The organism is Pseudomonas sp. CK-NBRI-02, from assembly GCF_008124495.1.
Lineage (GTDB): Bacteria > Pseudomonadota > Gammaproteobacteria > Pseudomonadales > Pseudomonadaceae > Aquipseudomonas > Aquipseudomonas guariconensis.
This window is the reverse complement of record NZ_VSJH01000015.1, coordinates 86,550-105,860: the sequence shown is the minus strand read 5'-3', so window position 1 is coordinate 105,860 and position 19,311 is coordinate 86,550. Positions and strand designations below refer to the sequence as shown.

General features: G+C 60.9%; 20 protein-coding genes. 11 read left to right on the top strand and 9 right to left on the bottom strand.

Annotated features, from left to right (window positions below; all coding sequences use genetic code 11):
* Nucleotides 1-603: 603 nt before the first annotated feature.
* Complete coding sequence (locus DQ397_RS11530; RefSeq protein WP_043214969.1) at nt 604-1,590, bottom strand: bile acid:sodium symporter family protein; 987 nt, start codon at nt 1,588-1,590, stop codon at nt 604-606.
* An 80-nt stretch (nt 1,591-1,670) separates the two neighbouring features.
* Here DQ397_RS11530 and DQ397_RS11525 point away from each other — a divergent pair, with 80 nt between their 5' ends.
* From DQ397_RS11525 to DQ397_RS11510, 4 genes are all read left to right on the top strand, one after another.
* Nucleotides 1,671-2,465 (top strand): helix-turn-helix transcriptional regulator, encoded by a 795-nt coding sequence (locus tag DQ397_RS11525; protein ID WP_043214970.1) that lies wholly within the window; start codon nt 1,671-1,673, stop codon nt 2,463-2,465.
* A 20-nt stretch (nt 2,466-2,485) separates the two neighbouring features.
* On the top strand, nt 2,486-3,631 hold the full coding sequence (gene ampC, locus DQ397_RS11520; protein WP_043214972.1) for a class C beta-lactamase: 1,146 nt from the start codon (nt 2,486-2,488) through the stop codon (nt 3,629-3,631).
* Between the two features lie 334 nt (nt 3,632-3,965).
* The gene (locus tag DQ397_RS11515) at nt 3,966-4,298 is read left to right on the top strand and encodes a hypothetical protein (protein WP_043214974.1); all 333 of its coding nucleotides are present in this window, start codon (nt 3,966-3,968) and stop codon (nt 4,296-4,298) included.
* A gap of 89 nt (nt 4,299-4,387) precedes the next feature.
* A complete protein-coding gene (locus DQ397_RS11510) occupies nt 4,388-4,810 on the top strand; it encodes a group II truncated hemoglobin (RefSeq protein ID WP_043214976.1) in 423 nt (140 codons plus the stop codon).
* Here DQ397_RS11510 and DQ397_RS11505 read toward each other — a convergent pair.
* The 3 genes from DQ397_RS11505 to DQ397_RS11495 form a co-directional block, all read right to left on the bottom strand.
* Nucleotides 4,801-5,106 (bottom strand): hypothetical protein, encoded by a 306-nt coding sequence (locus DQ397_RS11505; protein ID WP_043214979.1) that lies wholly within the window; start codon nt 5,104-5,106, stop codon nt 4,801-4,803. The genes DQ397_RS11510 and DQ397_RS11505 overlap by 10 nt on opposite strands.
* A gap of 222 nt (nt 5,107-5,328) precedes the next feature.
* Nucleotides 5,329-5,517, bottom strand: coding sequence for a hypothetical protein (locus DQ397_RS11500; RefSeq protein WP_043214981.1), 189 nt, complete (start codon nt 5,515-5,517; stop codon nt 5,329-5,331).
* A 138-nt stretch (nt 5,518-5,655) separates the two neighbouring features.
* Nucleotides 5,656-5,976, bottom strand: coding sequence for a YbjQ family protein (locus DQ397_RS11495; protein ID WP_043214982.1), 321 nt, complete (start codon nt 5,974-5,976; stop codon nt 5,656-5,658).
* Between the two features lie 145 nt (nt 5,977-6,121).
* Here DQ397_RS11495 and DQ397_RS11490 point away from each other — a divergent pair, with 145 nt between their 5' ends.
* Nucleotides 6,122-7,177, top strand: a complete 1,056-nt coding sequence (locus DQ397_RS11490) for a tetratricopeptide repeat protein (RefSeq protein ID WP_043214985.1) — start codon at nt 6,122-6,124, stop codon at nt 7,175-7,177.
* Between the two features lie 80 nt (nt 7,178-7,257).
* On the top strand, nt 7,258-8,862 hold the full coding sequence (locus tag DQ397_RS11485) for an ATP-binding protein (RefSeq protein WP_043214988.1): 1,605 nt from the start codon (nt 7,258-7,260) through the stop codon (nt 8,860-8,862).
* Here the strand turns inward: DQ397_RS11485 and DQ397_RS11480 are convergent, their stop codons facing one another.
* The gene (locus DQ397_RS11480; RefSeq protein ID WP_043214990.1) at nt 8,863-9,300 is read right to left on the bottom strand and encodes a nucleoside deaminase; all 438 of its coding nucleotides are present in this window, start codon (nt 9,298-9,300) and stop codon (nt 8,863-8,865) included.
* 154 nt (nt 9,301-9,454) lie between these two features.
* Here DQ397_RS11480 and DQ397_RS11475 point away from each other — a divergent pair, with 154 nt between their 5' ends.
* Together DQ397_RS11475 and DQ397_RS11470 are read left to right on the top strand one after the other, a co-directional pair.
* The gene (locus DQ397_RS11475; RefSeq protein ID WP_043214993.1) at nt 9,455-10,144 is read left to right on the top strand and encodes a type 1 glutamine amidotransferase domain-containing protein; all 690 of its coding nucleotides are present in this window, start codon (nt 9,455-9,457) and stop codon (nt 10,142-10,144) included.
* 129 nt (nt 10,145-10,273) lie between these two features.
* Entirely contained in the window at nt 10,274-11,080 is an 807-nt protein-coding gene (locus DQ397_RS11470) for a CSS-motif domain-containing protein (RefSeq protein WP_043214995.1), read from the top strand.
* Nucleotides 11,081-11,098: 18 nt separating this feature from the next.
* On the opposite strand, the gene hppD is transcribed toward DQ397_RS11470, so the two are convergent.
* Entirely contained in the window at nt 11,099-12,175 is a 1,077-nt protein-coding gene (hppD, locus tag DQ397_RS11465; RefSeq protein WP_043214998.1) for a 4-hydroxyphenylpyruvate dioxygenase, read from the bottom strand.
* A 308-nt stretch (nt 12,176-12,483) separates the two neighbouring features.
* Between hppD and DQ397_RS11455 the strand changes: the two genes are divergently transcribed.
* Entirely contained in the window at nt 12,484-14,070 is a 1,587-nt protein-coding gene (locus tag DQ397_RS11455; RefSeq protein ID WP_043215001.1) for an EAL domain-containing protein, read from the top strand.
* A gap of 33 nt (nt 14,071-14,103) precedes the next feature.
* Nucleotides 14,104-14,991 (top strand): EamA family transporter RarD, encoded by an 888-nt coding sequence (gene rarD, locus DQ397_RS11450; protein ID WP_043215003.1) that lies wholly within the window; start codon nt 14,104-14,106, stop codon nt 14,989-14,991.
* Here the strand turns inward: rarD and DQ397_RS11445 are convergent.
* The gene (locus DQ397_RS11445) at nt 14,954-16,525 is read right to left on the bottom strand and encodes a TerC family protein (protein WP_043215005.1); all 1,572 of its coding nucleotides are present in this window, start codon (nt 16,523-16,525) and stop codon (nt 14,954-14,956) included. The genes rarD and DQ397_RS11445 overlap by 38 nt on opposite strands.
* A gap of 248 nt (nt 16,526-16,773) precedes the next feature.
* On the opposite strand from DQ397_RS11445, the gene DQ397_RS11440 reads away from it, so the two are divergent.
* Complete coding sequence (locus DQ397_RS11440; protein WP_043215007.1) at nt 16,774-17,358, top strand: LysE family translocator; 585 nt, start codon at nt 16,774-16,776, stop codon at nt 17,356-17,358.
* 2 nt (nt 17,359-17,360) lie between these two features.
* Here the strand turns inward: DQ397_RS11440 and DQ397_RS11435 are convergent, their stop codons facing one another.
* Complete coding sequence (locus DQ397_RS11435; protein WP_043215009.1) at nt 17,361-18,140, bottom strand: AraC family transcriptional regulator; 780 nt, start codon at nt 18,138-18,140, stop codon at nt 17,361-17,363.
* 30 nt (nt 18,141-18,170) lie between these two features.
* Nucleotides 18,171-19,208, bottom strand: a complete 1,038-nt coding sequence (locus DQ397_RS11430) for a lectin MOA-related protein (protein WP_148921548.1) — start codon at nt 19,206-19,208, stop codon at nt 18,171-18,173.
* Nucleotides 19,209-19,311: the final 103 nt, after the last annotated feature.

Here is a 19,311-nt window from a genome sequence, read left to right as displayed (position 1 = left end):
CTCCGCGGCCTCCGGCTTGCTACGCCAGCCTCCATCTCGCGACTTCGGCTAGCGCCGAAGGGCGCTGCGCGCCTGCCCCTCCAGACACCTCCACTCGGCCTCCTGAGGTCGCGTGGGTGGCGTCTGGACTATCGCGTATCAAAAGCAACGGCAACGGCAAACAAGTTAATTCTTTGGGTGTTTGTTACGGCCTGTTCGCGGGTAAATGAGCGGCGGTTCGGCGCTCATTTACCCGCGAATAGGCCAAAAGCTCACCACAAAAACCATTGAATAAAACAACGCCAGTCCAGGCGCCGCTGTAACTTGCGCCCCATCAGCAGGCCGAGTGGAGGTGTCTGGAGGGGCAGGCGCGCAGCGCCCTTCGGCGTAGCCGAAGTCGCGAGATGGAGGCTGGCGTAGCCAGCCGGAGGCCGCGAGGCCCCGTAAGACACCGCAGCGAGGGGACCCGGTGCGAAGCGCCGGGCCGGATGCAGGGGCGCGCGGCTTTTGGTTACTTTTGGCCAAGACCAAAAGTGACCCGCCGTAAGGGCGGAAAGGTGACTAACCGTCGCCAAATCAAACGGATAAGCCCACAAACCACAAAACCACAAAACCACAAAAACATCAGGAAACCGCCGAAACCCCCTCAACCCCACGCGCAGCGTACTTCTGAGCCAACACCGCACACACCATCAACTGAATCTGATGAAACAACATCAACGGCAAGATCATCGCCCCAATCCCACCGCCCACGAACAAGACCTGAGCCATCGGCACGCCCGTAGCCAGGCTCTTCTTCGACCCGGCAAACAAGATGGTGATGCGATCTTCCACACTGAACCCCAACACACGCCCCAACAGCCGGGTCACGAACAACACCGCTGCAAGCAAGATCCCGCAGACGACGAACAGCCCCGCCAAATGCTGCGCCGAGACCGTATGCCAAAGCCCGGTGACCACCGCATCGCTGAAAGCCGTATACACCACCAGCAGGATCGAACCTTGGTCGACGATCTTCAGCCACCGTGCATTGCGCTTGACCCATTCCCCGATCCAGCGACGGGCAACCTGCCCTGCCACGAACGGGACCAGCAGTTGCAGCGTGATCTTCAACACCGCGTCCAACCCCGACCCGGTGTCGCCCTCGGCACCGAGCAGTAGCATCACCAGCAACGGTGTGAGGAAGATCCCCAGCAGGCTCGATGCCGCTGCGCTGCAGATCGCCGCCGGAATGTTGCCGCGCGCCAGGGAGGTGAAGGCAATCGCCGACTGCACTGTCGCCGGCAAGGCGCACAGATAAAGCACGCCCAGATACAGCTCGTTGCCCACCAACGGCACGAACAGCGGCTTGAAGGCCATGCCCAGCAACGGAAACATCACGAACGTGCAGGCGAACACCAGCAGGTGCAACCGCCAATGGCTGGCGCCGGCGATGATCGCTTCGCGCGACAGCTTGGCGCCGTGCAGGAAGAACAGCAGGCCAATCGCCAAATTGGTCAACCAGCCAAAGAACACCGCGCCATCGCCTGAACACGGCAAGAAGGTGGCGATCAGCACGACCCCAAGCAAGGCTAAGGTGAAGTTATCGAAGATTTTTCTGACGTACTTCATGGTTTATTCCGAGTTGTATTTATGCAGGAGCAAACGATAAGGTCTCGCCTTCCCTACCGCTAACGCCGGAACCCCCACTAGTGTCGCTGAACGGACATCCCGAGGCCTGCCTCGACCAGCTCGAATGCCTACCACGACAGGTCTATGGCCAGGCCGAAAGCCTCCCCAACATTGCCTTGGGCTATCGTCACCGGCATCCATGGGGGCAACTCTCCCACGCCCGCAACGGCATCCTGCGCGTGCACACGCCCGAAGGCCTGTATCTGGTGCCCCCCCAACGGGCCGTCTGGATCGCCGCACAGGTTCCCCACCGTGTAGTCTGCGAGCCCAACACCTGTATCCGTAGCCTGTATATCGAACCTGCCGCCCTGCCCTGGCCGGCCATGGCCTGCCGGGTGGTGGTAGTGGAACCGCTGCTGGGCGAACTGATCCAGGCGTTCTCGCAATTGCCCGTGCACTATGACGAGTCAGGCGCCGATGGGCGTCTGGTGCAGGTGCTGCTCGACCGTCTGGCCAGTGCCCAGGAAGAACAGATGCTCCTGCCGCTCCCTCGCGATCGTCACTTGCGTCAGATCTGCCGCCGCCTGCAAGCCTCGCCCGACGATACCCGCAGCCTGGCCGACTGGGCGCTGCGTCTTGGCATCTCGGAAAAGACCCTCAGCCGGCGCTTTCTGCGCGAGACCGGCCTGACCTTCCGCCTATGGCGTCAACGGGTGCGCCTGCTAAGTGCCTTGCCAGCGCTGGAGCGCGCAGAACGGGTCACTGACGTGGCCTTGGCTTGTGGCTATGCCTCGCTTTCAGCATTCATCGCGGCCTTTGGCGAGCATTTCGGCCAATCGCCAGGCGAGTTCCTGCGACGCCACACACCTTACTGAATCTGAAAAGGATCTTTTGCATGAAGCCACTGCCCTACGTGCGCTTTGCACTCGCTTTGAGCCTCGCCACCGTGACCGGGCACAGCCTGGCCGACGCGCTGCACACACAGGTCGATGAGGTTATCGAGCCCTTGATGCGTGAACACGACATCGCGGGCATGGCCGTGGCCGTGATCGCCGATGGCAAGGAGCACTACTTCACGTACGGCGTGGCCAACAAGGCCAACGCCCAACCCGTGAAACGCGACACGTTGTTCGAGGTCGGCTCGCTCAGCAAGACCTACACCGCCACCCTCGTTGCGCTTGCCAGCGCCCAGGGTACGCTGGCGCTGGATGCCCCCGCCAAACGCTACCATCCGGCCCTTGAAGGCACGTCCCTGGGTGAGGCCAGTGTGCTGGAACTGGGTGCCTACAGCGCCGATTGCCTACCGCTGCAATTCCCCGACAACGTGCAGACCGAAGCGCAGGTGCAGGCCTTCTATCAGCACTGGAAACCGCGTGTTGCACGGGCCACTCAGCGCTGTTACTCCAACCCCAGCCTAGGCCTGTTTGGTGATCTGGCGGCGCGTGCACAGAAACAATTGTTCGCCAAGATCATGACCGAACAACTCTTGCCTGCACTAGGCCTGACCGATACCTACCTTGCCGTACCTGGCACTGCACAACAGCGTTATGCCCAGGGCTACAACGCCAGCAACCAGCCGGTGCGGGTCAATCCAGGACCATTGGCGGACGAAGCCTATGGAATCAAGACCACCGTGAACGATGCCGCACGCTATGTGCGCCTGCAGTTGAACGCCGACTCGCTGGCGCCATCGCTGCAAAAGGCGATCGCCCTCACCCAGGCGGGCTACTTCAAGGTCGGCCCGATGACCCAGGGCCTTGGATGGGAGCGCTACCGGTATCCAGTCGCCTTGGAAACCTTGCTTAAAGGCAATAGCTCTGAGGTAGCTCTCAACCCCCAACCTACCGTCCGTTTGCAACCGACCCTGCCCACCGAACCAGCCGCTTGGTACAACAAGACCGGTGCCACCGGAGGTTTCGGTGCGTACTACGCCTTCATCCCGGCCAAGGGGCTGGGGATCGTCCTGCTCGCCAACCGCAACTACCCAAATGAAGCCAGGGTACGCGCGGCCTACCAGATCCTTTCCGCCTTGGAGCGCTGAGACACGAAGCAGCCACTTCAGCCCCAGAACAGGCTCGAGGCGCTGCGCGTGATCGATTGTCGGACAACATGTAGTGCCAAAAAATATTCACTACAAACCTGTTGACGTCGTTCATCACCCTTGGGCATGATGAGGCCGTCTCCCTGATCGGGAGCGGTGGCAAGGGTGTTCCAGACGGCCTGCGCGGTAACGCAGGCCGTCCGTGGAGAGGGAAACTGTCCAAAAGGCAGCGTGAGAAGGCCCCTGTTGCAATGCTGCTGTAGCAGCCGTGTTAGTGCGCTACACATCGTGGCGCCGAGTGAAAAATCACTGACTGATGGGTAATGGGGGCTTTATGATGAATTTGAACAACAATCCTACGATCGACCAATTGGCCCAGCTGTTCGCCGCGCGCAAGGACAGCCTCGATGACCACCTGCTGTGGGTCAGCCAGACTGGCGAGGTACGCCTCGACCGTCTGCCACCCAACACGGTCGAAAATGAATTCGAATCGCACATGCCCAGCATGCGCGCCCGCTTCAAGGTCTACCGCCGTGGCCAAGGCTATGTCGGCAAGAAGGCCGCCGCCGACACCGAGTTCGTCGGTCGCGTCCTGCAGACCCTACAACAAGAATGGCCTACCGCCCGTGAGCGGCAGGCAGTCAAGGTGATAGACCCATTGAACTGAGTCGTACCACCCTTCTTTGAGCCCGGCCCTGCAAGGCCGGGCTTTTTCATGCCTGTTACACTGTGCGCTCCTGTTTGTTGGAGCCTGCGATGAATATCCCTGCCTATGGCACCGGCGACGCGTCCTACCTGGCCGCTGGCGGCATCGACGGCCTGCGCCGTCTGGTCGATGATTTTTACCGATTGATGGACCAGCGCCCTGAAGCATCCAGCGTGCGGCGCATGCACCCTGACAACCTTGAAGGCTCACGGGACAAACTGGCCTGCTTTCTGAGCGGTTGGCTCGGTGGACCACGCCTGTACAGCGAGCGCTATGGCTCGATCGCCATTCCCTCATTCCACGCACAATGGCCAATCGACGAAGAGCACGCCAACGTCTGGCTAAGCTGCATGGAACAAGCCATTGCCTTGCAGCCTTGGGCCAAGGATTTTGCAGAGTACCTGTTGCGCCAGCTGCGCGTGCCGGCCGAGCGTATCGTCCAGGCCAGCCGCAACCGCCGCGCTCAGGCCTGAAGTCGCCGGGCCCTGGCCGCGGGCAACGGCACGGCGCCGGTGGCCAAGGCCCGAGCGCGCTCCACGCCCCAGACCAGGGCACGGGTCATGGTTTCACCGGGGCGCGCGGGATAGTACTCCTCCAGCAGGGCTTTGCCGTTTCCAGCATATAGCCCGAGAAACAATTGCGTGGCACCCAACCGCGACAACCGCACCTGGATATCGAGCACGGTGCCATCACTCAGGACTTCGTCATGGCAGCGGCTGTGCAACTGGGCATCGGCCCATTCCCAGTAAGTCTGTTCCCTGACACGCATGCATTCACCTCCTTGTGCTGAAAATCGGCGCAAGAAAAGCACAGCCGTGAGCGCCCGGCGAGTACGACCCACCGATGCCATGAGCAAGATCAACAAACAGGATGAAAAGCTGCCAGCGATCGTGATGCAGTTCTCCGATCGATCAGGCAAGCGTCGGCGCAGGAGCCAAAGTGCCCTCGCCTGACCGCTGTATTGCTGGCCAGGCGAGAACGCTGGGCGGGGTTACTTCCGGGTCCGGAACCGGGGCGTGAAACGGCCCTTTTTGACGCGCTGCAAATGTGCAGGCTTAAGTTGTTCCGATTCATCCAGGGTCATGTTGGCGAACCCCAGGCGCAAGAACGCCTGGCCACACCACACTTGGCTGTTGATCGGGAACGCATCGTTCATGTCTTCGGAAAAGGATTCGCTCATGCCCTGCTCCCTCCAATGATGGCTGCGCCAGCAAGCACTCTGCTTGCTCAGAAGCGGCGGCCCGTTGAAATGGAGACTAGTCGGTCATTTGCAGACCTTCCGGACAATCCGGCACCACCCGACCAGTGGCAAAGTGCCCTACTTCAGGCGGACTGCCGTACCGGTTGCGAATACCACGACCATGCCGCCTTGGACTGATGGCATGCTGATTTCGAAATCCACACCCAGCACTGCATCGGCATGCAATTGACGTGCCCGCGCCTTCAGCTCCTCGGTGGCCTGCTCACGCGCCTCGCGCAGGGCGCTTTCCAGAGTCTGGGAACGGCCGCCGAAGAAATCACGAAAGCGAGCAAAGAAATCGCGCACGAAGTTGATGCCTTGCACCGATTCGGCGCTGACCACACCCAGGTATTCGGCGACGGGGCGGCCTTCGAGCTGGCTGGTGGTGCTGATGATCATGAAACGGCTCCTTGGCCACAGTTGGAAACGCGCGAATCTTAACAGACCTTTCCATACGATCTGGCCTGGCCAGCTGCCGCACGGGCGTTGCAATTAGTGTCCGGCTGTCCCAAGCTCTGCCATTCCCGCCGCCACGGACCGCCCGATGCCCAACCGCCGTCGTTACCTGATTGCCCTGCTCTTGCTGGTCCTGGTATCGGGTGTCATCGGCTACCTGAGGCGTGACCCGCAACCCACTGCCCCTGCCATCCCTGCCCACAGCTATGCCAAGGCCTTGCGCCAAGCTCATGATGGCGAGCCGGGTGCAGCGCGGGTGCTCTACCAGCAACTGCAGCGCAACGACCTGGCGCCGATCCGCCGGGCAGCCCTGCACGCCGAGCTGCCCAACTACCCCTCCCCCCAGGCACTGAAACTCGCTCGCCAGGACCTGGAGCACGACGACCCGATGGTTCGCCGCGCCGCCATTACCAGCATTCGCCGGCTGTTACCCGCAGCTCAACGTAGTCTGGTTCTGGGCCCGTTGCTGGAGGACGAGGACCAAGGCGTGCGTTTTGCTGCGGTGGATGCCTTGCTGGGCCTCGATCCCGATGCAATCGGTTTGTACTTCGGCCCCTTGCAGGACACCTTGGAGCAGTACCAGCAGGCACTGGAGGCCCAGCCCGACGACGCCGCCGCGCAAGTGCACCTGGCGCGTCTGTATCTGCATGAAGATGCCTACGACCAGGCCGCCGCCGCCCTGCAACGCAGCCTCAAGATCGCCCCTGACAACCTCGACGCACTGGCCACGCAGGTCCGACTGCTCGAACGCCAGGGCCAGCACGACGCCTCTCGTCAAGTGCTCGCCAAAGCCTTGGCCCTGCGCCCGGACTCAGCCTTCCTGCAGCATCAGCTGGGCCTTTGGCTGACCCGCCACGATCAAGAAGAGTACGCCCTGCTCGCCTTCTCACGCGCCGTCGAGCTGGAGCCGGACAACCTCGACTACCGCTACAGCCTGGCCGTCACTCTGCATGACCTGGAGCAGGTCGAGGCTGCGCAGAAACAGCTGGAGACCGTGCTGAGCCGGGAACCTGCGAATCGGCGTGCGCGGGTGCTGTTGATTCAGTACTGGAAGGAAACCGGGCAACTGCAGAACGTACAGGTGCTGCTGGCCGAACTCGAGCGGCAGAATCCGGACGATCCGTTGCTCCAGCAAGGCTTGTAGGACGCCGCTCATCTGCGGCGGAACCCCTGCTCTCTGTTCGTGGTCCAGTGGGTATCGGTGACCAGAGTCAGGAGAATCCCTTGGCCGCTGCGGTGCTCATAGACGAACGGGCTCTCATCCTGGGGCCCGCGCAGATCGCTGCGCAGATGTCTCGCCTGCTGACAGGTGCAGGCTTCGTGTGCCTGTGCACCGACAATGTCACGCGCCTGGGCGAATGGCTGGCCGAAGGTGTAGGCCTACTGATTGCCGCCAACAGCACGCTGCCGACAGACCCGCAATCGCCGCTGCAAGTGTTCATCGACCAACAACCGGTGTGGTCGGACCTGCCTGTTCTGCTGCTGCTCGATACCCCCCCTTCAGGTACCGACCCTCCCACCTCACGACTGGGCCATCTGCTGCAATTGCCATCGCCTGTCGACGATACCCAGCTCCTTCAGATGAGCCAGGTGGCCCTGCATGCACGGCGCCGGCAGTACCGTGCCCGTGACCGCCTGTGCGAACTGCAACAGCGCCTCGATGACCAACGGCAACGGCCTAAGGAGGAGGATCGGGCATGGCGCCAGACCCGGAAGATGGACGCCGTAGGCCAGCTGGCTGGCGGCATCGCTCATGACTTCAACAACTTGCTCACCAGCATCGGCGGCAGCTTCGAACTGATCGAAAAGCGCTTGCTCCAAGGACGTACGGAGCAGTTGGGAGGCGTACTGCGCATGGGACGCGAAGCCGTGGCACGCGCCGCTCGCCTCACCCATCAGTTGCTGGCGTTCTCTTCTCGGCAGTCCTTGCAACGAAAAATCATCGATCTGCGCAGCCTGCTCCAGCGAGAATCCCTGCAAGCCAAGCTCAGCGTATCCGTGACGTTGCAGCTGATCCTGCCAACGAATCTTTGGTTGGTCGAGGCAGACGAGATGCAATTGCGTGAAGTACTGGACAACCTGGTACTAAACGCCTGCGAAGCCATGCCAAGCGGTGGTCAGCTCGACATCGAAGCCAGCAATCAGCATATCGACGATGCCTGTTTCAGCGGCGGTGGACTGTCCGATGGCGACTATCTGCGCCTGAGCATCCGTGACACCGGCCATGGCATGTCGCAAGGCACCCTTGAACGTGCCTTCGAGCCGTTCTTCAGCACCAAACCGATCGGTCAGGGTATCGGCCTGGGCCTGTCGATGGTCTACGGTTTCAGCAAACAGTCTCACGGCCATGTGGTGCTGCACAGCCAGATTGGACACGGTACCCAGGTCGACCTTTACCTGCCACGCTATCGCGGCCAGGCAAAGCCCAAGACAGATACGCACCCCATGAAAGCCGTCGACGGCAATCGTGATGTGCTGATCGTCGAGGACGATCCTCATGTACGAAACCTGGTTTTCCAGGCGCTGCGCGAAGAGGGTTTCCCCTGTCAGGCCGCCTGCAATGCCGATGAAGCCCTGCAACTGCTGAACTCGCCAAGGCAGTTTGCTTTGCTGATCAGTGATGTAGGGCTACCAGGAATGAACGGTCGTCAGCTCGCGCAGATCGCCCGTAAACGGCGGCCTGGCCTGCAGGTGCTGTTCATCACCGGCTATGCCGAGACCGCCATGGCTCGCGACGACTTTCTCGACCCCGGCATGCAGCTGATCTGCAAACCGTTCGAACTGAGCCAGTTGCAGGCCCGGGTCATGCAGATGCTCGGCGAGGCCTGATCAACGACCGATGTCTTCATTCCACAGCGCTGGATGGTTTTCGATGAAGTCGCGCATCATCTGCTCGCACGAGGCATCCTGCAGCACTTCTACGCGTACTCCCCGGCTTTGCAGCAATTGCTCTTCACCCATGAACGTGCGGTTCTCTCCCACCACCACATGGCCGATGCCATAGAGCAAGATGGCGCCACTGCACATCGGGCAAGGCGACAGCGTCGTGTACAGCGTAGCCTCGCGGTAGACCTGCGCGTTTTGGCGACCGGCCCGTTCCAGGGCATCCATCTCGCCGTGCAGGATGGCACTGCCGCATTGCACCCGGCGGTTATGCCCACGCCCGATGATCCGCCCCTCATGAACCAGCACCGAGCCAATGGGGATGCCCCCTTCGGCAAGTCCTTGGCGCGCCTCATCGATGGCCGCCTGCATGAATGTGTCCATACTGCCTCCTGTCATGCCGCCATGCTCGACGGTCTGCCGAGCAGGCTAGCACACGCGCCGGGCCGTGGCTTTCCCGCCATGGGCGTCTATGCTCATTAGGTTTTCTTCTGCCCCGGGCAGATCCGGGCACTTTGCTGGCGCTGGGAGTGTGGTCATGAGCAAGAAAATCCTGGTTGTGCTGACCAATACGGCGAAATATCCAACGCTGCGGCGCGCCACCGGTCTGTGGCTGGGCGAAGCGGTGCACTTTGTCGACGAGGTCCAGAAGGCCGGCTATGCCGTCGACTACGTCAGCCCCGCCGGGGGCTATGTACCGATCGATCCCCACAGCCTGCAAATGGCGCCCGAGCTCGATTGGCAGTGGTATGACGACAAAGCCTTCATGAGTCGCCTGGGCAGCACCCTTTCTCCCGGCCAAGTCAAGGCCGACAGTTATTGCGCGATCTACTACGCCGGCGGCCATGGCGTGGTCTGGGACCTTCCCGACAACGCGCCGCTGCAGGAACTGGCCCGACGCATCTACGAGGCCGGAGGGGTGGTGGCTGCGGTGTGCCATGGCGTGGTCGGCTTGCTCAACATCAAGCTCAGTGACAACAGCTTGTTGGTCAGGGGGCGACAGGTCACCGGGTTCTCCAACACCGAGGAGAAACTCGCCGAGTTGGACAAGGTCGTTCCGTTCCTGACGGAAAACGAACTGGTCGCCCGTGGCGGCAAATACAGCAAGCACGAGGACCCTTGGGCTGCCTTCGTCGTCAGCGACGACCGGCTGATCACCGGGCAGAATCCGGCCTCGAGCCGGCAGGTAGCGCAACAGGTGCTGGAGCGACTGAAAAAGCCGGCATGACTCCGACAACGTCTTTTGCCATGTACCGCTGCGCAAACGGATCGCAGCTACAGTCCACCGGCTACCTGCCCCGTTAATCTTTCCGGCTTCTGTCCATTCAGGACAGTCTGGTCGGAGGGTTACATTTCGATGTCGAGGTTCACTCACGCAGGCCGCAGCCTGCTCGAGATACTGCTGGTCCTGACGATCGGACTGGTCCCGATGGTGTCAGGCCTGCTAGTGATGGTGTACCAGCTGGAAAGAAAACTCGAAGAAAACGCCTTGGTGTCCGTTCAGGAGGCCATCTTCACCGTCGACCGAGTATTGGACCATTTGCAAACAGCCGCCTCCACTGCACTGCCGCTGGCTGGACAGCCCTGTGCGAAGGTTCTGGGGAAGCTCGAACGGCTGGTGGCTGGCGATCCGCGCATTCGCTCGCTGGTGCTGACCCAGGATGGCCAGGCCTACTGCAGCACGATCGAAACCACTTCGTCCTACAGCCCTGCCTTTTCCACTCCCAGCGCCCATGTGCAGCTCAACTTCAACTCGCCGGTCACACCCAATGACGTGGTCGTCGAACTGCGTCTGACCTATGCCAACCCAGGAGTGATTGCCACCGCCTACGGCCTGGAGCTGCGCAACGAACTACGCGGGTTCCAGGATGGCCTGGTGCTGCTGTTGGAATTTGGGGAGACATACCTGTGGAGCGCAGGCGATAGCCGAGAAGCCCAACGCCCTTCGCAAGCGGAGTTCTTTCGCAGTGCGATGTCGAGCAAGCATGGGTACACGGTCAAGGGAGGTTATCCCCAAGGCCATACCAGCCAGGAGATTCGTCAATCGATGTTGCAGATACTCCCCTCACTCGCCCTGATAGGGCTGCTGACGGGGGCAATGATGTATTGGGGAATTTTCAGGAATCGTGCCAGTGGCAGGCACGCTGCGTCATCCCGGGGATGACCCAGCGTGCCCTGGGCCTTATTCGACGTTCAGGACGCCGCGGCGAACCTGGTCACGCTCGATGGACTCGAACAGCGCCTTGAAGTTGCCTTCACCGAAGCCGTCGTCACCCTTGCGCTGGATGAACTCGAAGAAGACTGGGCCGAGCAGGGTCTCGGAGAAGATCTGCAGCAACAGACGCTTGTCGCCCGCCTCGGAAGAGCCGTCGAGCAGGATGCCACGGGCCTGCAGCTCGTCGACTGGCTCGCCATGACCTGGCAGGCGCTCTTCGAGCATTTCGTAGTAGGTCTGTGGAGGCGCGGTCATGAAGCGCATGCCATAACCTTTGAGGGCATCCCAGGTCTTGATCAGGTCATCGGTGAAGAAGGCCACGTGTTGGATGCCCTCACCGTTGTACTGCATCAGGAACTCTTCGATCTGCCCCGAGCCCTTGGACGATTCTTCGTTCAGCGGAATACGGATCATGCCATCGGGCGCCGTCATGGCACGCGAGGTCAGGCCGGTGTATTCACCTTTGATGTCGAAGTAGCGGATCTCGCGGAAGTTGAACAGTTTCTCGTAGAAACCGGCCCAGTAGGCCATACGGCCGCGATAGACATTATGGGTCAGGTGGTCGATGAGCTTGAGGCCCGCGCCTTTCGGATTGCGGTCAACGCCCTCGATGAACTTGAAGTCGATGTCGTAGATCGAGCTGCCTTCTTCGAAGCGGTCGATCAGGTACAACGGCGCGCCGCCAATACCTTTGATCGCTGGCAGACGCAGCTCCATCGGACCGGTTTCGATTTCGACCGGCTGCGCACCCAGCTCCAGGGCGCGGGCGTAGGCTTCGTGGGCATTGCGAACACGAAATGCCATGCCGCAGACCGATGGGCCGTGCTCGGCGGCAAAGTACGAGGCGATGCTCTTGGGTTCGTTGTTCAGGATCAGGTTGATGCCGCCCTGACGATACAGGTGCACATCTTTGGAACGGTGGGTAGCCACCTTGGTGAAACCCAGCATCTGGAAGACCGGCTCCAGAACGCCTGGGGTGGGGGAAGCGAATTCGATGAACTCAAAGCCCATCAGACCCATCGGGTTGTCGAAGATATCAGCCATGTTGGTGTCCTCATCTATAAGCGAAAAACAGTGAAATCAGGTGCTTTGGATGTCGGACAGGCGTGGTGGCGAGCAGGGTATGCCGCGCACGCTGCGGGCAAGGAAGTCACCAATGATGAGTTTGAACCCTTGATATGTCATATGGACCCATTCTCGGCGGGCTTGATCCTCCGGAACGCGGAGAACCTTATTCTTGTATTCGTAAACGGATTCTACAGTGCGTAAAATCATTTGTCGCGCTTTAGTTCACCGCTTCGGCCGACAAACGGCTATCCTCTGCCCATTGTTTTTCATTAGATTAGATCAGCATGCCTTTCAAGGTTAAACGCTCCGCCCGTCGGGGCTGGCGAGTCCTGCTTCCCTGGGCCGTCGGCGCGCTGCCGCTGCTGTGTGGCCTGGCAATCATGCATTGGCAGGCCCAACGCGAGTTGCAAAACACCAGCCAGGCGACGACCCGACAAGTGGTAGAACAGGTCGAACATATCCTCGACAACATTTCCAACGCCGCCAAAGAGCTATTGCCGCTGGTCGGCCGCCCCTGCGACGAAATCGACCTGGCTCTGCGCAGCCAAGTCACCCGGAACGCCTTTGTGCGCTCCACCAACCTGTTCCACAACAACACCCTCTATTGTTCCTCGCTGTTCGGCAACTTCGACGAGCCGGTAGATGCGCAAGACTATACCGACGGTCGCCTCTGGCTGATGAGCGGCAACTCGGTTACGCCCAACCACCCCTTGCTGGCCTATCGCGCCAGCAACGCTGGCAGCGGTGCGATCGCCACCGTCGATGGCGACCACCTGACCAGCGCACTGCAGTGGGTCAGTTCTGGAGAAGAACTGCAGCTTCAGGTCGGCGACCACTGGATGGGCAAGGACGGTGTGGTACACAAAGGCACGCCGCCAGCAGCGGCCATCGCACCCTCGGTACAGGCATCGATCCGCTACCCGTTCAGCGTTCATGGCGGCTATGGAACAGGGAAGAAAGTCCAGTTCGTCTCCGAACACTATCCGGCCCTGCTCAGTCTGTTGCTATTGCTCGGCGTCCTCGCCGGCATCGTCTGCCACTGGCAGATACGGCGTGCCTCGTCGCCTCGAGCCGAACTTAGCCGAGCCCTGGAGGCCGATGAATTCCTCCCATACTTCCAACCCGTGGTGCGCAAGGACGACTACCGCTGGGCTGGGGTCGAAGTCCTGATGCGTTGGGACCACCCACGCGAAGGCCTGGTGCGTCCCGACCTTTTTATTCCCTATGCCGAGCACAGCGGCCTGATCGTCCCCATGACCCGCGCTTTGATGCTGCGTACCGCCCAGGCCCTGGCGCCGTATGCCGCACTGCTGGAGGATGGCTTTCACATAGGCATCAACATTACCGCCGATCATTGCCGCGACTTGGAGTTGCTGGATGATTGCCGCACCTTCCTCCAGCACTTCCCGCCGGGGCGCGTGGTGCTGACCTTGGAGCTGACCGAGCGCAAGCTGATCGAAGCCACCCCCATTACCCTGGAGTTGTTCGAGAAACTTCATGACATGGGAGTGATGATCGCTCTGGACGACTTCGGCACGGGCCAATCGAGCCTCAACTACCTGCGCCAGTTCAAGGTCGACTACCTGAAGATCGACCAGAGTTTCGTGGCCATGATCGGCGGCGACGCGTTGTCCCAGCACATTCTCGACACCATCATCGAACTCTCAGGCAAGCTGGGCCTGGGCATCGTGGCCGAAGGAGTCGAGACCGAGGTTCAACGCGATTACCTGGCCCGGCACCAGGTAGGCTTCCAGCAAGGCTACCTGTTCGGCCGACCGATGCCTGTGGACGACTTCCTCCAAGCCCTGGCCGCCCGCCCGGGGAGCTCGCGGTTGCCGCACAGCATACGGCCTGAGATCATGCCCAACTGATCCACACGCTCATATCCATTAACAGAGGCATTCGTGTCAAAAGGCATCGTTTCGTCCGTCATGGCGTCCTGTCTGTTCGCCGTGATGTATTTCTATACCTCCCTGATGGCTCCACTGGATGGCGAGGAGATCTTCGGCTGGCGCACGCTGCTCACGCTCCCCTGCCTCACCCTGTTCATGCTGGCCACCAAGGACTGGAAACTGGTCGGTGGCTTGCTCGCTCGGGTCAAACAGACGCCGACATTGCTACTGGGGATGATCGGCACGTCCTGGCTGATGGGCGTGCAGCTATGGCTGTTCCTCTGGGCGCCTTTGCATGGGCGCAGCCTGGAGGTTTCCATGGGCTACTTTCTGTTGCCGCTGGCCATGGTCCTGACTGGTCGACTGGTCTATGGCGAGCGCCTTTCGCGCCTGCAAAAAGTTGCGGTAGCGTGCGCCGTCCTGGGCGTGGGGCATGAGCTGTACCAGAACGGCAGCTTTGCCTGGGAAACCCTGGTGGTGACCATTGGCTACCCAATCTACTTCGTCCTGCGTCGGCGCTGCCGCACCGATCACCTGGGCGGTTTGTGGTGCGACATGTTCCTGTTACTGCCGTGGGCGCTGTACTTCGTGATGCAGCGCCCGCTCACGCCGGCCGACTTGGCCGAACATCCGGGCCTCTATGGCTTGATCCCGTTGCTCGGCGCGATCAGCGCCTCAGCCCTGATCGCCTACGTGCTGGCCAGCCGCTTGCTGCCATTTAGTCTGTTCGGGCTGCTCAGCTACGTGGAGCCGGTGCTGTTGGTCGGCGTAGCCCTGCTGCTGGGCGAGACCATCGGCCCTGACCAGTGGCTGACCTACCTGCCGATCTGGGCCGCAGTGCTGGTGCTGGTGCTTGAAGGCTTCAAGCACCTGCTACGCCAGCGTCGTCGCTCGGTGTAAGGCGAACCTGACGCACCCTGCGCTCCTCCACTGCCATCACCGTCAGCGTCCAGCCATCGCAGGCCAGACGATCACCGACCACCGGCAGACGATCCAGCAAGCTCATGACCAGACCCGCGAGGGTCTGGTAATCCTCGGTAGCGCGGGCGCTGAAACCGGTACGCGCCTGTACTTGGCTCAGGTTCAACGCACCGCTGACCACAAACGCCCCGCCCTCTTCGACGATGCCTGGCCCAGTCACTTCACTGGCGTCAGGCAGTTCTCCGGCGATCGACTCAAGGATGTCGGTCATGGTCAGCAAGCCTGTGAAGTCACCGAACTCATTGACCACGAAGGCGATATGCGTGGAATGTGCGCGCATCTGCTCCAAGGCATTGAGGATGCTGAAGCTCTCCAGCAGGTTAAGCGGCGCACGTGCCAGGCGCTCCAGGTCAGGTCGCCCACCGGACAGCAATTCCTTGAGCAGTTCTTTCTTGTGCACGAAGCCCAACGGCTCTTCTATCCGCCCATCGCGGATCAGCGGCAGACGTGAATAGGGCGAGTGGGCCAGCGCTTGGGCGATGGCATCGGCAGGCAGGGCCAGGTCGATGGCATCCACCTTGACGCGCACGGTCATCACGGTGCGGATCGGCCGCTCGGCCAGATTCAGCACGCCACTGATCATCACCCGCTCGCGACGGTCGAAGACCACCTGTTCACCACCGCCTTCGACCAGATCGGCGATCTCATCGCCCACTTCGTCCGCCTCCACCCGGCGCCCGCCCATCAGCCGTAGGACGGCATGGGCAGTTCGCTCGCGCAGCGGTCGATGCTGTTGCAAGCTGCGCTTGCGACGCGCACGCGCCAACTGGTTGAACAGCTCGATCAGCAACGAGAAGCCGATGGCCGCGTACAGGTAGCCTTTCGGAATGTGGAAGCCCAGGCCCTCGGCTGTCAGGCTGAAGCCGATCATCATCAAGAAGCCCAGGCACAGCATGATCACCGTGGGGTGGGCATTGACGAAGCGGGTCAGGGGCTTGCTGGCGACGATCATGATGCCGATGGAGAAGATCACTGCGATCATCATCACCGACAAATGCTCGACCATACCCACTGCGGTAATCACCGCGTCGAGGGAGAACACCGCATCCAACACCACGATCTGCGCCACGATGGGCCAGAACGCCGCATGCCGGGTAGCGCCGTTGGTCTGCACCACATGCCCTTCCAAACGCTCATGCAACTCCATGGTGGCCTTGAACAACAGGAACACACCACCGAACAGCATGATCAAGTCACGACCCGAAAAACTCTTGCCCAGCACCTCGAACAATGGCGCGGTCAAGGTGACCATCCAGGAAATGCTGGCCAACAGGCCCAGACGCATGATCAAGGCCAGGCTCAGGCCAATGACCCGCGCACGGTCGCGCTGATGCGGCGGCAGCTTGTCGGCCAGGATGGCGATAAACACCAGGTTGTCGATGCCCAGCACCAGTTCGAGCACGATAAGCGTGGCAAGGCCCAGCCAGGCCGTAGGATCGGCTAGCCATTCCATTGCGAAGTACTCATGCGGGAGGCGTAACAGGGACGTGGGAAGGAAGGCCGATATGGCCAGAGACTGGGGGGCTCCGAGAAGGTGCTCATGGTGACCTTGATGGCTAATTGGGATGTTGATCCTACAGTCACCGCGGCTTTTTCTGACAGGGTGAAACTATTACAAAAGCTGTAGGGAACTTTTCTTCAATACCCTGCCTGCCCCCTTCGGCCACGATGGTGCGTCCCACCACTCAAGGAATATTTCTCATGAGCCTGTCCCTGTCCATGGCTGCTTTCGCTCTGGCGGCGTCCATTTCACCCGGCCCGGTCAACATCGTTGCCCTAGGCAGTGGCGCTCGCCATGGCCTGCGCGCAAGCCTTGGCCATGCCGCCGGGGCGACCCTGGGCTTTTGCCTGTTGTTGGTGCTGGTTGGCCTGGGCCTGCATGAACTGCTGCTGCGCTGGCCGTTGCTGGGCCGCTTGCTGCATGGCGGCGGGGTGCTTTTCTTGCTGTACATGGCCTGGAAGCTGGCCTGTGACAATGGCCAGTTGACTACCGAGCATCAGGACGACGCGCCGTCAGCCTGGCATGGCGCGGCCATGCAGTGGCTCAACCCCAAGGCCTGGCTGGCCGCTGTGGCAGGCATTGGAGCCTATACAGGGGGTGAGCAGCATTTGTTATGGCTGTTTGCCTGGATCTATGGGCCGATCTGCTTCGTCTCGATTGCCAGTTGGGCCTGGGCCGGCAGTGTGATTCGCCAGTACCTGGGCAACCCTGGGCATATGCGCATGTTCAACCGGGCACTGGCAGCTTTGTTGCTCGCCAGCGCGTTGTACCTGGCCTTGGGCTGACCCTAGCGGCCCGAGCGATAATGCCCAGGGGTCGCCGCCAGGTGCTGCTTGAATGCCCGTTGCAGATGCGCCTGATCGGCAAAGCCTGCCTCCGCCGCTACTTCGGCGATCGCCCGCCCCTGGCGTAATTGGGCCCGGGCGTGCTGCACGCGTTGGTCGAGCAGGTAGCCATGGGGTGTCAGGCCGAAACGCTGACCAAAGGCGCGGATCAGGTAAGCCCGCGTCAGGCCGACGGCAGCGCAGATATCTTCGATCGTCAAAGGGTCGAGCCGATGAGCGCGGATGAACGCAGCAGCAGCTTCCAATCGGGGATTGAACTGTATCGGCGGTGTCGGCTCGTCGTCGAGGTCACCCCGCAATGTCCTGAAAAACGCGGCCAGGCAGGCTTGACGGTCTGCGCACTGGTCATCGAACAGTGTGGCAAAGACCTCAAGCAGCCGCCCGTACAGCACCGGTGAGGTGCTGTACGTCGCCAACGGCAGTTCAAAGCCCTGGGCCTGTAGCCACGGCAGGTCGACGAACAGCATCAGGTAGGACCAAGGCTCGTCCTTGATGGGGTTGCAAGTATGGACCACGCCGGGGTTCATCAGCACCGTGGTGCCTGCACTTACCTCCCGTCGTACGGTGCCCGTCACGTAGGTGCTGCGCCCGCCGGTGATAACGCCAATCGAAAAGCTCTCGTGGGAATGGGGCGCATAGCACACCTGGCGGCCATCCCCCACTCGCCGGGCTTCAACGAAGGGTAAAGCCGGATCCCGCCAGAACCGCGACACCTCGATCATCGCTGCGCCCTCATCGCGCCTGGAAAAACGTCAAAACATGATGTGATACGGCGTATAGGCCCACTCTGATGCACGCTGAACAGCGCCGGTTTGCGGCTCGAGCAGTTGCAGGCGCAGCCATTGGTCGATGAACAGATTCGCCGCATGGGCACCTTTGGCATTCTGCCCGAATACGATGCCCACCGAGTAGGGATACAGATTGTTTTCCGAGTACGCCGTTTTGGCGGCCTTGGATTTGTAGGCCAAGGCGAAATCATCGCAATCGAACACCTCTGGCTTGTACCTGAAATACTTGAGGCCTGACTCAACCCAGATGCCGCGCGCTTGTTGAGCGGATATGGCCTCGTAGTACGAATCCACGGACGTCTGATACGTCAAAGTCGTATTGGGCCAGGTCGCTTTGATCAACTCTCTCACCCTGACAAGCGGAATCGACAATTTGTGCAAAGAGAACCGAAGCTGGTCATCGTCGGAGACGTCGCTTTCAGGCACCAGCTTCACCCACCCCCACTTACCAGCAGGCGCCTGCACGGCCATACGCGTGCTGCCGATTTCACAGCTCAGCGTGAAAGCAAACATTTGTCGATGGTTGACGATTGTGGTCCCACTTCGCTTGATCCTGAAACGCAGGCGCGGATAGTCCGTCCAAACCTTGAACCCCGCGAATACATAATCTCCAGCAGTCGAGTTGCCATCGGCGAAGAAGGACCAGCCGACCATCTTCTTTTCCGCGGACATCGACAGGTTTTGACTGGTCGGGTCCAGATGCACCACCAACGGCACTAGTTCAGCGCCATATCGTTCCGGCTCACCCAGATACACCCACCCCCAATCATCGGACTTTGCATGAACGCACAGGACACGCCCATGTTGATCACGCAGCACCATGCGATCAGTGGCCTTGATCTGCTTAAGGCCCAGCGCACGGGTCAGCTCTGCCGTGAAATCCGGGGCGGTGGTGTCAGGCTCCGGTGGCGGCTCGACGGGTTCAGGGCGCGGCAGTATCTGACCAACGAGTGGGCTGTTGGCATCATCGGGTTGACCGGGGACAAGTTTGTGAATGGGCATGGGTAATTGCTCGTCGACTTGAAATGAGTCGACAACATGCGCGAGACCTGAGCCAGCCATCAGCGGGTAAACATTCCAGAGACCACTGACAAGGCGCACTCAT